The organism is Bradyrhizobium sp. T-12 (assembly GCF_058314695.1).
Genome location: NZ_CM177756.1, coordinates 5,927,627 through 5,941,845, shown reverse-complemented (window position 1 = coordinate 5,941,845; position 14,219 = coordinate 5,927,627). Strand labels below are relative to the sequence as shown.

General features: G+C 65.4%; 10 protein-coding genes. 7 read left to right on the top strand and 3 right to left on the bottom strand.

Going from position 1 to position 14,219, the window contains the following annotated elements; translation table 11 throughout:
- Positions 1–45: 45 nt before the first annotated feature.
- The 4 genes from AC0WRY_RS28355 (at position 46) to tarD (ending at position 3,476) form a co-directional block, all read left to right on the top strand.
- Positions 46–1,446, top strand: a complete 1,401-nt coding sequence (locus AC0WRY_RS28355) for an amidase family protein (RefSeq protein ID WP_491121961.1) — start codon at positions 46–48, stop codon at positions 1,444–1,446.
- 2 nt (positions 1,447–1,448) lie between these two features.
- Positions 1,449–1,925 (top strand): glutathione peroxidase, encoded by a 477-nt coding sequence (locus AC0WRY_RS28350; RefSeq protein WP_194404050.1) that lies wholly within the window; start codon positions 1,449–1,451, stop codon positions 1,923–1,925.
- Between the two features lie 11 nt (positions 1,926–1,936).
- Positions 1,937–2,179, top strand: coding sequence for a DUF3297 family protein (locus AC0WRY_RS28345; protein ID WP_041748727.1), 243 nt, complete (start codon positions 1,937–1,939; stop codon positions 2,177–2,179).
- A 127-nt stretch (positions 2,180–2,306) separates the two neighbouring features.
- Complete coding sequence (tarD, locus tag AC0WRY_RS28340) at positions 2,307–3,476, top strand: D(-)-tartrate dehydratase (protein WP_491121958.1); 1,170 nt, start codon at positions 2,307–2,309, stop codon at positions 3,474–3,476.
- Positions 3,477–3,690: 214 nt separating this feature from the next.
- Here tarD and AC0WRY_RS28335 read toward each other — a convergent pair whose 3' ends face one another.
- Both AC0WRY_RS28335 and AC0WRY_RS28330 read right to left on the bottom strand, forming a co-directional pair.
- Positions 3,691–5,043, bottom strand: a complete 1,353-nt coding sequence (locus tag AC0WRY_RS28335) for a malonyl-CoA decarboxylase (RefSeq protein ID WP_259216900.1) — start codon at positions 5,041–5,043, stop codon at positions 3,691–3,693.
- Between the two features lie 230 nt (positions 5,044–5,273).
- Positions 5,274–6,095 (bottom strand): AraC family transcriptional regulator, encoded by an 822-nt coding sequence (locus AC0WRY_RS28330; RefSeq protein ID WP_371746173.1) that lies wholly within the window; start codon positions 6,093–6,095, stop codon positions 5,274–5,276.
- Positions 6,096–6,147: 52 nt separating this feature from the next.
- Here AC0WRY_RS28330 and AC0WRY_RS28325 point away from each other — a divergent pair, with 52 nt between their 5' ends.
- From AC0WRY_RS28325 to AC0WRY_RS28315, 3 genes are all read left to right on the top strand, one after another.
- Positions 6,148–7,320, top strand: a complete 1,173-nt coding sequence (locus AC0WRY_RS28325; protein ID WP_211416196.1) for an MFS transporter — start codon at positions 6,148–6,150, stop codon at positions 7,318–7,320.
- Between the two features lie 252 nt (positions 7,321–7,572).
- A complete protein-coding gene (locus tag AC0WRY_RS28320) occupies positions 7,573–8,514 on the top strand; it encodes an IS110 family RNA-guided transposase (RefSeq protein ID WP_491121955.1) in 942 nt (313 codons plus the stop codon).
- Between the two features lie 286 nt (positions 8,515–8,800).
- Positions 8,801–11,068: a cation:proton antiporter domain-containing protein gene (locus AC0WRY_RS28315; RefSeq protein WP_491121953.1), complete on the top strand. Its 2,268-nt coding sequence runs from the start codon at positions 8,801–8,803 to the stop codon at positions 11,066–11,068.
- On the opposite strand, the gene AC0WRY_RS28310 is transcribed toward AC0WRY_RS28315, so the two are convergent.
- Positions 11,065–14,214, bottom strand: a complete 3,150-nt coding sequence (locus AC0WRY_RS28310; protein ID WP_491121951.1) for an efflux RND transporter permease subunit — start codon at positions 14,212–14,214, stop codon at positions 11,065–11,067. The two genes, AC0WRY_RS28315 and AC0WRY_RS28310, sit on opposite strands and share 4 nt — an antisense overlap.
- Positions 14,215–14,219 lie beyond the last annotated feature (5 nt).

Sequence of the window (14,219 nt, the reverse complement as noted above, 5' to 3'; positions counted from 1 at the left end):
GCCGCGTTCCCGGCGCTAAAAGACGCCGGTTACACGGAGCAAGCCATGCAAGATCTCTGGCGCCTGTCGGCTGCCGACCTCGCCACCCTCGTCAAGTCCAAAAAGGTGTCCGCCAGGGAGGCTGCCAAGGCCGGTCTCGCCCGGCTCGATGCCGTCAATCCCCAGCTCAATGCGGTGATCGACCACCGGCCGGACGACGTGCTCAAGCAGGCCGATGCCGTCGATGCCGCCATCGCGCGGGGCGAGGATCCGGGCGTGCTCGCCGGTGTGCCCGTGACCATCAAGGCCAATGTCGACCAGGAGGGCTTTGCCACCACCAACGGCCTGAAGCTGCAGCGCGACGTGATCGCGCGCGAGGACAATCCGGTCGTCGCCAACTTCCGCAAAGCCGGCGCCATCCTGCTCGGCCGCACCAATTGCCCGGCCTTCTCCTATCGCTGGTTCACCACCAACCTCATCCATGGCGACACCAAGAACCCGCGCGATGCCTCGCTGACGCCGGGCGGCTCGTCCGGCGGCGCGGGTTCGGCGGTCGCGGCCGGCATCGGCCATATCGCCCACGGCACCGACATCGCCGGCTCGATCCGTTATCCCGCCTATGCCTGCGGCGTGCACGGTCTGCGCCCCACCCTCGGGCGCATCCCCGCCTTCAACCCGGCGCTGCCGGAGCGCCCGATCGGGCCGCAGATCATGGCGGTGTCGGGTCCGCTGGCGCGCACCGTCAATGATCTGCGCATCTCGCTCGAAGCCATGTCGGCGCGCGACATCCGCGATCCCTGGTTCGTGCCGGCGCCGCTGCAAGGCCCGGCGCGAGACAAGCGCGCCGGGCTCTGCCTCAATCCGGGCGGCCTTGCCACCACGCCGGAGGTGAAGGCGGCGGTGAGCGACGCCGGCAAGCGGCTGGAGCGGGCGGGGTGGACCGTCGATATCATCGACGACACGCCGCCGATGCGCGAGGCGGTCGAGTGGCAGATCAAGCTCTGGCTCGGCGATGGCTATGAGGCGCAACTCGAGGCGGCCGAACGCGAAGGCGATCCCGGCGCGCTGGCCTGTCTGCGCGGCAACCGCGCCAGGGTCACGCCGATGGACCAGGCCAATTACGCCAAGGCGCTGACGCGGCGGGCCACGCTGACCCGCGACTGGATGCTGTTCTTCGAGAAATACGCCGTGCTGTTGACGCCGGTCTCGGGCGAGCTGCCGTTCCCCGATCATCTCGACCGCAAGGACGACGAGTCTTTCAAGCGGGTGTGGGAAGCGCAGCTGCCGCAGATCGCGATTCCCTTCATGGGATTGCCCGGCCTCGTGGTCTCCACGGGTCTCGTCGGCAAGGCTCCGGTCGGCGTGCATGTCGTGTCCGGCCGCTATCGCGAGGATCTCTGTCTGCTCGCTGGCGAGGCGATCGAGGCGGGGGGCGTGCCGCCATCGCCGATCGATCCCGTGGGCTAGCGATGTCGGTGATCTACGACTTCAAAGCCAACTCGCTGGCCGGCGAGGAGGTCCCGATGCGCCGCTTCGAAGGGCAGGTGCTGCTGATCGTCAACACCGCGAGCAAATGCGGCTTCACGCCGCAATATCGCGGCCTGGAAGATCTTCATCGCGATCTGTCGCCGCGCGGCTTTGCCGTGCTCGGCTTTCCCTGCAACCAGTTCGGCGCGCAGGAGCCGGGCCAGGCGAGCGAGATCCAGGCGTTCTGCTCGACCAATTACGACGTCACCTTTCCCCTGTTCGAGAAGATCGACGTCAACGGCGCCAATGCGCACCCTCTGTATGAGTACCTGAAACGCCAGCAATCCGGGCTTCTCGGCGCCTCCATCAAATGGAATTTCACCAAATTCCTGGTGGACCGAGCGGGCAAGGTGGTCGCGCGCTACGCGCCGACCGCCCGGCCCGAAGGATTGCGCAACCAAATCGAAACACTGTTGTAAGCGAGACAATCATGAGCGACGAATTTCCGGACCGCCTGTCGGTCGATCCGAACAGCCCCTATTACAACGCGGACATCCTGTCGCGCGACGTCGGCATCCGCTTCAAGGGTGTCGAGAAGACCAATGTCGAGGAGTACTGCATCAGCGAGGGCTGGGTCCGCGTCACCGCAGGGAACGCCAAGGACCGCCACGGCAACCCGCTGACCATCAAGGTGCACGGACCCGTCGAGCCGTATTTCAGGGATAAGAAATAGTCACCGTCATTCCGGGGCGATGCGAAGCATCGAACCCGGAATTTCGAGATTCCCCGGTGCGCAATTGCGCACCTGAGGTCTGGTCCTTCGAACCATCCCGGAATGACGCCAAGAGAAAGCCTGCCCCATGTCCGTCCGCATCGTCGACGTCCGCGAGATCACCAAGCCGATCTCGTCCCCGATCCGTAACGCCTATATCGACTTCACCAAGATGACGACGAGCCTCGTCGCCGTCGTCACTGACGTCGTGCGCGACGGCAAGCGCGTCGTCGGCTACGGCTTCAACTCCAACGGCCGCTACGGGCAGGGCGGCCTGATCCGCGAACGCTTTGCCGCGCGCATCACGGAAGCCGATCCGAAGTCGCTGCTCAATGGCGCCGGCGACAATCTCGACCCTGACAAGGTCTGGGCTGCGATGATGACCAACGAGAAGCCCGGCGGCCATGGCGAGCGCTCGGTCGCGGTCGGCACCATCGACATGGCGGTGTGGGATGCGGTGGCCAAGATCGCCGGCCAACCGCTGTTCCGTCTGCTCGCCGAGCGCCACGGCGTCAAAGCCAATCCGCGCGTCTTCGTCTACGCCGCCGGCGGTTACTATTATCCCGGCAAGGATCTCTCGATGCTGCGCGGTGAGATGCGCGGCTATCTCGATCGCGGCTACAACGTCGTGAAGATGAAGATCGGCGGCGCGCCGATCGAAGAGGACCGCATGCGGATCGAGGCGGTGCTCAAGGAGATCGGTAAGGACGCGCAGCTCGCCGTCGATGCCAACGGCCGTTTCAACCTGGAGACCGGCATCGCCTACGCCAAGATGCTGCGCGACTATCCTTTGTTCTGGTACGAGGAGGTCGGCGATCCTCTCGACTACGCGCTGCAGGCCGCGCTCGCCGAATTCTATCCGGGACCGATGGCGACGGGCGAAAACCTCTTCAGCCACCAGGACGCCCGCAACCTGATCCGCTACGGCGGCATGCGCCCCGACCGCGACTGGCTGCAATTCGACTGCGCGCTGTCTTACGGTCTCTGCGAATATCAGCGCACGCTGGAAGTGCTGAAAACTTATGGCTGGTCGCCCAGCCGCTGCATCCCGCACGGCGGCCACCAGATGTCGCTCAACATCGCCGCGGGCCTCGGCCTCGGCGGCAATGAGAGCTACCCCGACCTGTTCCAGCCCTATGGCGGCTTCCCGGACGGCGTCCGCGTCGAGAACGGACACATCACGATGCCCGATCTCCCCGGCATCGGCTTCGAGGGCAAGTCGGATCTCTACAAGGAGATGAAGGCGCTGGCGGAGTAGGGGCGCCAGCGCTACGGCACGATGGCCGCGTCACACTCGCTGTCGTCCCGGACAAGCGCGCCCCAAGCGCGCGCCGATCCGGGACCTATAGCCCCAGGGGAAAGTCGTGGCGCGAGCTGGTCACTCCGAGTCCCCGTAACCATCACTCTCTGTGGTTATGGGTCCCGGATCTGCGCTTCGCTGCGCTTGTCCGGGACGACGACTGGGTTTGCAGCTACGAGAGCCGCATATCCAGCAGCCGTCGCCCTTCGCCCTTCAGCAGCTTCTTCACCGCGCTGGACGCCACGACCTCGCCGTCATTGGCATAGGCTTCGTGGTTCTTCTCGATGTCGTCGAGGCGGTAGAGGTAGTTGACCATCACGCCGGCCGATTCCCGCAATCCCTTCGGCGAGAGGTCGCCCAGCCAGTTGATGCGTTCCAGCCTCGCACCGTTGCCGAGATGGAAGCGGGCGACGGAATCGATCAGCTTGCCCTTCGGCGTGCGCGCCTTGAGGAAATAGTGCGCGGCGAGCGGCTCGATCACGCTGCGGAGCAGCGACGTCGTCTCGGGGTTCTCGAACCATTTGGGATCGTCGAGGCGCTTCAGCACCTCGCGGTCCTCGTCCGAGAGCGGCAGGTCCCTGTCCTGCTTCACCCAGGCCATGAAGCCCGGCACCGGCGACAGCGTCACGAAAGTGTCGAGCTTCGGCGTCTCGCGGCGTAGCTCCTCGACCACCTGCTTGATCAGGAAGCTGCCGAAGGAGATGCCGCCAAGGCCCCGTTGGGTATTCGAGATCGAATAAAACACGGCGGTGCGCGCGCGCTCGATCGGCAGATGCTGGCGGTCGACCGCAAGCAGCGGCGCGATCGCGCCCGGGATGGTCTCGGTCAGCGCCACCTCGACGAAGATCAGGGGCTCGTCCACCATCGCGGGGTGGAAGAACGCATAGCAGCGGCGGTCGACCGGATCGATGCGGCGGCGCAGATCGTCCCAGTCGGAGATCTCGTGCACGGCCTCGTAACGGATGATCTTTTCGAGGATGTTGGCCGGCGTCGACCAGTCGATCCTGCGCAGCACGAGAAACCCCCTGTTGAACCACGAAGAAAGCAGATGCGAGACGTCGCGATCGAGTGCGGCGAGATCGGTGTGTCCGTTCATCATGCCAAGCAGATCGGCGCGCATGTTGACGAGCTCGCCGGTGCCGCCGGGCGCGCGGTTGAGCCGGCGGATCAGCTCCTGCCGCCGCGGCTCCGAGGCGAAATGCAGCGAGCTCGCGTCCTCGTCGCTCGGCGCGGCACGCCATTTCTCGATTGCCTTCGATAGACGCTCCCGGTCCGGGCCGAAATCGCGCACCAGTCCGTCGAAGAAGGCGCGGCGTCCCGCCGCATCCAGCTCACGGTAGATGTCGAGCACCTCGCGGGCGATGGCGATGCCCGACGCTTCGCCCCGGCCCGACAGCAGCGCATCACAGAGCTCGATCAGCCCATCGGCATCCGGTCTGGTATCGGCGGCCTCGCCGCGACGAAGCAGCGTGCGGCCGCGCTCGGAGATGGTGGCGAGCAGGTCGGAGAAGAAGGCGTTGGCCATCGGGGCTTTCGTGTCAGTTGTGCGTTGCGGAAGCTTACACGGGATTTGGGCGGAAACCGATCACAATCAAGCGGAGGAATGCGGCAACTTTAGTCGGACCGTGCGTTTGGAGAATGCAGGCATGCTGGGCGAGGCGAGGGCGATCGCATATGGCAGTTTGAGGCATTCCAGTTTCCGCATCGTCATGGCCGGGACAAGCTTGGGCACGACGACCTGTGAATGCGAGCGGCCTACTTCCCCGCAAATTCCGTCGGCGTCCGTCCCGTCACTTGCCGGAACGCGGCCGAGAATGCCGGCACGCTGGCATAGCCGAGCTGGGTCGCGAGCTGCTTCACGGAGACATTTGCATCTGTCGACAGCCGCTGGATTGCCGCGGCAATCCGCGCGCGCTGGCACCAGCTCTTGAAGCTCAGCTGTGTCTCCGCGGAAAACAGTCGCGACAGCGTGCGCGCGGAGGTTCCGACCTCGCGCGCCAGCGTGTCGATGTCGTGCAGGCCGGTTGGGTCGTCGAGCACGATCATCGCGGCGCGGCGGCAGCGTGGCTCATGTGGCAGCGGCACGAAGGTCGCGGAATCCTCGGCCTGGTGCAATTCCAGCATGACGAGGCGCACCAGCAGCTCGGCGCGCTCCTCGGTATTGCCAGTGTCGAACAGCGCGAGGATCGCCTGGTTGAGCAGCGGCGAGACCCGGACCACGAATTCCCTGGTCAATCCCTCATAGCGCTTTTCGCGCTTCAGCCAGGACAGGTCGAAATACAGCGTGCGCATCTCGATATCGGCGAGCAGGTCGAGGGCATGATCGAGCCCGGCCGGGACCCACACCGCCCGGTCCGGCGGCACCAGCCAGCGTCCCCCGGGGGTCGTCACCTGCATGGTGCCCTTGGCCGCATAGATCAGCTGCGCCTCGCGGTGCAAATGTGGATCGATCCGCATCCCCTTGGGATAGTCGCGCGCGACCAGGTGCACGCCGGCGGGCGAGCGGTGGTTGCTCCGGACCTCCCGGAGGATAGGCGTTTCCAAGTTTGGCCTTTCCAAGACAGTCATTGGCGGCATCCCGTCATGGGGAGGACATATAACTCATTTCGGAGCAGGAGAGGATTCGGGAATGAACAGCCCCAGCCGGGTGATCAGTTTCGTCAACGCAGGCCATTTCATCGACCATTATTCGATGCTGATCTTCGCCGCCGCCGTCATCATCATGGGCCCGGCGCTCGGCATGGCCTATTCGGAACTATTGCCTTACGCGACGCCGGGCTTCGTCGCCTTCGGCGCAGGCTCGCTGCTTACCGGCTGGCTGGGGGACCGCTGGAGCCGCCGCCACATGATGTTGATCTTCTTCGTCGGCATCGGTCTGTCCATGATCGCGGTCGGCTTCGTGCAGACCCCGGCGCAGCTCGGCGCCGCCTTGCTTTCGATCGGTATCTTTGCCTCGATCTATCATCCGGTCGGCACCGCAATGATCGTGTCCTATGCCGACCGGCTCGGCCGCGAGATGGGCATCAACGGCGTCTGGGGCAATCTCGGCGTCGCCTCCTCGGCGCTGGTCACTGGCGTGATCGGGCAATATCTCGGCTGGCGATTTGCCTTCATCGTGCCCGGCGTGGTCACGATCCTGATCGGCCTCGCCTTTGCGATGATGGTCGTGCACGAGGACCGCAAGGGCGCCAAGCAGGCGGCGGCGCAGGCGCGGGTGGCCAAGCAGGACATGTGGCGCGTGGTGCTGTCGCTGCTGATCGTGGTGATCGCGATCTCCACGACGTTCAACGCCGTCACCGTGGCGCTGCCAAAGCTGTTCGCGGAGCGGCTGGCGGATTTGACGAAAAGCCCGGCGCTGCTCGGCGTCATTGCCGCCTGCGTCTACGTGTTCGGCGCGATGACGCAGTACACGATCGGTCGGCTGCTCGACCGCTACTCGCTGAAGACGGTGGCGTTGCCGCTGTCCTTCATGCTGGCGCCGTTCCTCTATCTCGCCGCGACCCTGAACAATCTGCCACTGATCCTGGTGTCGATCGGCATCGTCATGGGCGCGTTCGGCCAGGTCACGGTCAACGACGCCATGGTCGGCAAATACACCAGCGAGGAATGGCGCTCGCGCGCCTACGCCGTGCGTTACTTCATCGGCTTCACCGCGGCGGGTGCCTCGGTCGGCCTGGTTGCCTGGCTCTACGAGCAGGGCGGCTTCGTCACCATGCTGCACGCCTTCGCCGGCCTCTGCCTGCTCGCGATCGCCGCCGCTATCATCCTGCCCCGCGAGATCCGGACGCCGCAGCCCGTGTGAGGGGCCTCGTGTCCCGGACAAGCTGCAACGCGCAGGCGTTGCGGCGCAGAGCCGGGACCCAGAAGCGACATGGCATGCGGCGAGATGGGCCCCTGTGTATCGAAATCCTGTCATGTTGGAGTGGGCGGGAAGCCGTTGGGTCCTTGGCGCTTGACGCCGTGAGCCGGCTCGGTCTCCCGCCCGTTCCATCTATCAACCTGAACAGTTGCACGAGGCTGCGCCAACAGACCTCGCATCACAGGGACAGGCACCATGATCATACGCCCTCGTTACGTCGGAATCGACGTCTCCAAACGATATCTCGATATCTTCGATGAGAGCCTGGGCGTGCCGGAGCGCATCGCCAACGCGCCGCAGGCCATCACACAGATCGCGGCGCGTTGGCGCTGCGATGTGCTGGTCGTCTTTGAAGCCACGGGCGTCTATGACCTTGAGCTTCGTGAGGCGCTCAGCCAGGCCGGCATCCGCTTTGCCCGGATCAACCCGGCCCGGGCCCGGGACTTTGCGCGCGCCAGCGGCCAGCTCGCCAAGACCGACCCGATCGATGCCCGGATGCTGGCGAGCTTTGCCCGGGCCATGCAGCCTGCCGCTGAGCAGGCTGCCAATCCTGCCCGCAATGCCCTGGCGGGGCTTGCAAAACGGCGGGATCAACTGGTTCTCATGCGTGCCCAGGAGAAGAACAGGCGCAGCGAGGCCGAGGACCGCGCCATGGCCGATCGCATCGGTCGGCTCATTGAAGTCCTCGACAATGAGATCGCCGCAATCGAGGCCGATATTAGCGCACTGATCAAGACTGAGCCGGAGGTCTCCGATGATGCGCAGTTGATGCGGTCACTTCCCGGCGTGGGGCCCGTAACCTGCATGCAGCTGATCGCGCAGATGCCGGAACTCGGAAAAGTGGGACCGAAGCAGGTGGCCGCGCTCGCCGGCCTGGCTCCCTTCAACGTCGACAGCGGCGCTTACCGCGGCAAGCGGAAGATCGTCGGGGGCCGAAAGCGCGTCCGCGATGCCCTCTACATGGCCGCTCTCAATGCGGTCCGCCGGGCCGATCCATTCAAGGCCTTCTACGCTCGACTGCGACAGGCCGGTAAACCTGCCAAGCTCGCTCTCATTGCCGTTGCCAGGAAGCTGTTGACGGTCCTCAACGCCATCATGCGCGATCGAAAGCCGTACCTGTACACTAGGCCAACATAACAGTTGCCGGCTCGGCAGCGCCTCGTCGAAAAGACGCTGCGCTGCGTCCGGGGAACGCTCGCACCGTCCATGATCTCACTCCTACTCCTGTTTTGCGCGACGGAGCAAAGCGCTTCGGTAACGCCAAAATTTTCCCGAGCCTTTTCAACTCCATCCCTACTGTGCATGGGGTTGTTTTCGACTTTTTGTTGCCGCCCGCAGCCTCCTACGCCGGGAACCCGCGCCACCTTCCGCGGGTTCTATCCCCATGGCCCCGACACCGGGGCAAAGGGGGAAAGACATCTGCATGCCATGGCGCCTGCTCGGATCGGCCAGCCTTGCCTTCGCGGCGCTCGTTCTCACCACCATTGCGGCCGGCGCTGAAACGGGCAAACCGGCCGGCCCGTCCGAATTCCTGCTGGTGGCGCAGATCGTGCTGCTGATCGCGGTCGGCCGCGGTCTCGGCGAGATCATGCAGCGGATCGGCCAGCCCTCGGTGATCGGCGAGCTGCTCGCCGGCATCATCCTCGGTCCGTCGCTGTTCGGCTGGGTCTGGCCGGAGGCGCAAGCCGCGATCTTCCCCAGATCGCCCGAGCAGAAGGCGATGATCGACGGCATCGCGCAGGTCGGCATCCTGCTGCTTCTGCTGCTCACCGGCATGGAGACCGATCTCAAGCTGGTCCGCAAGGTCGGCAAGGCTGCGATCGCGATCTCGATCGCCGGCATCCTCGTGCCCTTTGCCTGCGGCTTCGCGCTCGGCGAATTCCTGCCCGATGCGCTGCTGCCCAATCCGCAACAACGTCTCGTCGCCTCGCTGTTCATGGGCACGGCGCTGTCGATCTCCTCGGTGAAGATCGTTGCCGTGGTCGTGCGCGAGATGAACTTCATGCGGCGCAATGTCGGGCAGATCATCGTCGCGACCGCCGTGATCGACGACACCATCGGCTGGATCATCATTGCCGTCATCTTCAGCCTGGCTTCGCATGGGGCGCTGGATATCGCCTCGGTGGCGAAAGCCGTGCTCGGCACGCTCGCCTTCCTCGCCGTCAGTTTCACGATCGGCCGCCGCCTGGTGTTTCAGCTGATCCGCTGGGCCAACGACAATCTCGTCAGCGCCGCGGCCGTCATCACCGTGATCCTGCTGCTGATGTGCGCGATGGCGATGATCACGCATCTGATCGGCGTGCACACCGTGCTGGGTGCCTTCGTCGCCGGCATCCTGGTCGGGGAATCTCCGATCCTGACGCGGCAGATCGACGAGCGCCTGCGCGGGCTGATCTCGAGCTTCTTCATGCCGGTGTTCTTTGGCCTGGCCGGCCTTGCCGCCGATCTCTCCGTGCTGCGCGATCCCAATCTCCTGATGCTCACCGGCCTCCTGGTCGTGATCGCCAGCGTCGGCAAGTTCGGCGGCGCCTTCGTCGGCGGCACGGTCGGCGGCCTCAGCACGCGGGAATCGCTGGCGCTCGCGAGCGGCATGAATGCCCGCGGCTCGACCGAGGTCATCATCGCGACCATTGGCCTGTCCATCGGCGTGCTCAGCCAGAACCTGTTCACGATGATCGTGACCATGGCGATCGTGACCACGATGGCGATGCCGCCGATGCTGCGCGCGGCGCTGGCGCGGCTGCCGATGAACAAGGAGGAGAAGGAGCGGCTGGAGCGGGAGGAATTCGAGAAGCGCGGCTTCCTCGCCAATCTCGAGCGCCCTCTGCTGGCGGTGGACGAAAGCGTCAATGCCACCTTTGCCGCCCACCTTGCGGGCCTGATCGCCGGCATGCGCGGCCTGCCGATCACCGTGCTGCATATCGGCAAGCGGCCGGAGGAGCAGGAGAAGGGCCGCGACGCGGAGGAGAGCCACGAAGCCGTGGTGAAGAAGGCGGCCGAGGCGGTGGCTGCCAACACCGAGGGAGACACCGGCAGCGTCGACGTCGTGACCCGCGCGAGGCGTGCGGAGCTCGGCGAGACCATCGCCGAGGAGGCGCGCAAGGGTTTTGATCTCCTCGTCGTCGGCGTCGACAAGGTCGCCGCGACCAAGGATCGCTTCGACCGCAAGATCGAGGACATTGCCACAACGTTCGAGGGACCGCTCGCGATCGCCGCGGCCAAGGGCAAGCACCTGAAGCAGCCGATGCCCGAGGGACTCAACATCCTCGTCCCGGTCTCCGGCAGCGGCATCTCCAAGCGCGGCGCCGAGGTCGCAGTTGCGCTGGCGCAAGGAGGATCAGGCTCGCTCCGGGTGATCTATGTCGCGACGACGCGCGACAAGGGCGCGCAGCGCGGCACCTCCCGCGGCCTCAGCCAGGAGGCGGGCATCCTCAAGGACGCCAGCGATCTCGCGGCCCGCTACGACGTCGACATCACCACAACGCTGCGGGTCAACCGGGCGCCGGAGGCGGCGATCCTGCGCGAGATCGACACCACCGACGTCGATCTCGTCGTCATGGGCGTCGATCGCATCCAGGCCGACCATCTCTCCTTCGGCGGCGTCGCGGATGCCGTGCTCAGGCAGTCGAAGGTCTCCGTGCTGCTGGTGTCGAGCGGCGAAGCGCGGCAGGTCGCGGCGGAGAAGGGCTAGGGCTTCACCTCGGCCACCTTCGGCGCCTTCTTGCTCGCCCGCCAGTTCTCGAAGCGCTGCACCACAACGAAGAAGGCCGGCACGAACAGCACCGCGAGGCAGGTCGAGGCCAGCGTGCCCGAGAAGACCGTGATGCCGATCGATTTGCGGGCGCTGGCGCCGGCGCCGGTGGCGAGCACCAGGGGCACCACGCCGAGGATGAAGGCGAACGATGTCATCAGGATCGGGCGGAAGCGGGCGCGCGCCGCTTCGATCGCGGACTCCAGAACGGGCTTGCCGTCGCGGCCGTGCAGCTCGAGCCCGACCTCGACGATCAGGATCGCGTTCTTGGCCGACAACGCGATCAGGAGGATCAGGCCGATCTGGCAATAGAGGTTGTTGTCGATCTTGAGGGCGGAGAGGATCAGCATCGGCCCGAGCAGCGACAGCGGCACGGCGAGGATCACCGAGATCGGTGCGTACCAGCTCTCATACTGGCCGGCGAGCACCAGGTAGACCAGCAGCATGGCAAGGCCGAACACCCAGTAGATCTGGTTCGAGACCGCCTTCTCCTGATAGGACATCGCGGTCCATTCGTAGCCGGTGCCCGGCGGCAGCGTCTTGTCCGCGATCTCCTCCATCAGCTTCAAGGACTGGCCGGAGGAATAGCCCTGCGCCGGCAGGCCGATCACGGTCGAGGAGGGGTAGAGATTGTAGAGGCTGATCAGCGATGGCCCCGTGGCCGGCGTGATCTTGGCGACGGTGCCGATCGGGATCATGTCGCCGTTCGAGTTGCGCACTTGCATGTTGGCGATGTCGCGCTCGGTGACGCGGAAGGCGGGATCGGCCTGCGTATAGACCTGGAACACGCGGCCGAACTTGTTGAACTGGTTGACATAGGACGAGCCGAGATAGGTCGACAGCGCCGAGAACACCTGATCGGTGGTGACGTGCAGCGTCTGGGTCTTGACGCGATCGATCTCGACGTTGAATTGCGGTACCGAGGAACGGAACGAGGACTGCACCCGCTGCAGCGCACTCTGGCTCTGGCCGTTCGAGACCATCGCGCCGGTGATGGCCTGCAGCTTGGCGAAATCGCTGTTGCCGTCGCGCAGCTCGACCTGCATCGAGAAGCCGGCGGCGTTGCCGATGCCCTGGATCGGCGGCGGCGGCAGCACGATGGTGCGGGCCTCCATGATGGCCGCGAGCTTGTCGTTGAGGCCGTACACCAGCGAGCGCAGATCCTCGCCGGGTCCTTTGCGCGCGTCCCAGTCCTTCAGGATGATGTAGGCGACGCCGGCATTGGCAAGGCTGGCGCTGTTGTCGAGCGCGGAGATGCCGGCGATGGTGATGACCTGCTGGACGCCGGGGGTCTCCTTGATCAGTGTGCTGGCCCTGTCGAGCACCGCCTGGGTCCGCTCCAGCGCGGCGCCGTCGGGCAGCTGCACCGCGGCGATCAGATAGCCCTGGTCCTCGATCGGCAGGAAGCCGGTCGGCACCCGCGACAGGCCATAGCCGCTGGCGCCGATCACCAGAAGCGCGAACGCGACCGAGACCGTGGCGTGCATCACGAGGAACGTGATCAACCTGGTGTAGCCGCGCTCGACGCGGTCATAGACCGCGTTGAAGCCGCGGTAGAAGAAATTGCGTTGCTCCGGCGGCACCGCCGGCCGCAGCCACAGCGCGCATTGCGTCGGCTTCAACGTCGCCGCGTTGATGGCGGACAAAAGCGCGGTCGCCGCGATCACCAGCGCGAATTGCGAATAGATCCGCCCGGTGAGGCCGGCGAGGAACGAGGCCGGCAGAAACACCGAGATCAGCACCAGCGTGATGCCGACGATCGGCGCGAACAGCTGGTCCATCGCCTTGATCGCGGCGTCGTGGCCGTTCATGCCCCGCTCGATGTTGTGCGCGGCGCCTTCCACGACGACGATGGCGTCGTCGACCACGATGCCGATCGCGAGCACGATCGCGAACAGCGTCGACATGTTGATGGTGAAGCCGAGCGCCGCCATCGCCGCGAAGGCACCGATGATGGTGACGGGCACGGTGGTTGCCGGCACCAGCATCGCGCGCCAGTCCTGCAGGAAGACCAGGATCACGACCAGCACCAGCAGGCCGGCCTCGATCAGCGTCATGTAGACCTCGTGCACCGAGGCCTCGACGAACTTGGTGGTGTCGAACGGCGTGTCGTATTTGACGCCTTCCGGGAAGCGCTTGGCGAGCTCGGCCATCTTCTTCTCGACGGCCTGCTCGACCTGCAGCGCGTTGGCGCCGGGCGACTGGAACACGCCGATGCCGACCGCCGGCTGCTTGTTCAGCGAGAAGATCTGGCTGTAGGTCTGTGCCCCCAGCTCGACCCAGCCGACGTCGCGCACGCGCGTGACATCGCCGCTGCCGCCTGACTTGACGATGATGTTCTCGAACTGGCTGGTGTCGTCGAGCCGTCCGTTGACGTTGAGCGTGTACTGGAACGCCTGTCCCGGCGGCGTCGGCGGCGCGCCGACCTGGCCGGCGGCGACCTGCTGGCTCTGCTGCTGGATCGCCTGGATGACGTCCTGCGGCACCAAGCCGCGGACCTGCAACTTGTTCGGATCGAGCCAGACCCGCATCGAATATTGGCCGGCGCCGAACACGGTGACGTTGCCGACGCCGGGGAGGCGGGAGAGCTCGTCACGGATGTTGATGGTGGCGTAGTTGCTCAAATAGAGGCTGTCGTATCGCGAATCCGGCGAGGTCAGCGTCACGAACAGGAGGATCGAGGTTGACCGCTTCTGCACGGTGACGCCCTGGTTCTGCACGGCCTGCGGCAATTGCGATAGCGCGCTGGAGACGCGGTTCTGCACCAGCACCTGCGCGAAGTTGAGATCGGTGCCGATCTTGAAGGTCACCGTCAGCGTATAGGTGCCGTCGGAGCCGCTATAGGACTGCATGTAGAGCATGTCCTCGACGCCGTTGACCTGCTGCTCGATCGGCAAGGCAACTGTGTCGATCACGGTCTTGGCGCTGGCGCCGGGATAGCGCGTGGTGACCTGCACGGTCGGCGGCACCACGTCAGGATATTGCGCGATGGCGAGGTTGAACAGCGCGACGCCGCCGATCAGGATCATCAGCAGCGCGATGACGTTCGAGAGGACCGGCCGCTCGATGAAGAATTTTGAGATCATGGCTG

What these genes read in the sequence shown, in the direction of transcription:
- AC0WRY_RS28325 (WP_211416196.1), top strand. Translation starts at nt 6,148, where the DNA reads ATGAACAGCCCCAGCCGGGTGATCAGTTTCGTCAACGCAGGCCATTTC.
- AC0WRY_RS28350 (WP_194404050.1), top strand. Translation starts at nt 1,449, where the DNA reads ATGTCGGTGATCTACGACTTCAAAGCCAACTCGCTGGCCGGCGAGGAG.
- tarD (WP_491121958.1), top strand. Translation starts at nt 2,307, where the DNA reads ATGTCCGTCCGCATCGTCGACGTCCGCGAGATCACCAAGCCGATCTCG.
- AC0WRY_RS28330 (WP_371746173.1), bottom strand. Translation starts at nt 6,095, where the DNA reads ATGCCGCCAATGACTGTCTTGGAAAGGCCAAACTTGGAAACGCCTATC.
- AC0WRY_RS28335 (WP_259216900.1), bottom strand. Translation starts at nt 5,043, where the DNA reads ATGGCCAACGCCTTCTTCTCCGACCTGCTCGCCACCATCTCCGAGCGC.
- AC0WRY_RS28315 (WP_491121953.1), top strand. Translation starts at nt 8,801, where the DNA reads ATGCCATGGCGCCTGCTCGGATCGGCCAGCCTTGCCTTCGCGGCGCTC.
- AC0WRY_RS28345 (WP_041748727.1), top strand. Translation starts at nt 1,937, where the DNA reads ATGAGCGACGAATTTCCGGACCGCCTGTCGGTCGATCCGAACAGCCCC.
- AC0WRY_RS28320 (WP_491121955.1), top strand. Translation starts at nt 7,573, where the DNA reads ATGATCATACGCCCTCGTTACGTCGGAATCGACGTCTCCAAACGATAT.
- AC0WRY_RS28310 (WP_491121951.1), bottom strand. Translation starts at nt 14,214, where the DNA reads ATGATCTCAAAATTCTTCATCGAGCGGCCGGTCCTCTCGAACGTCATC.
- AC0WRY_RS28355 (WP_491121961.1), top strand. Translation starts at nt 46, where the DNA reads ATGCAAGATCTCTGGCGCCTGTCGGCTGCCGACCTCGCCACCCTCGTC.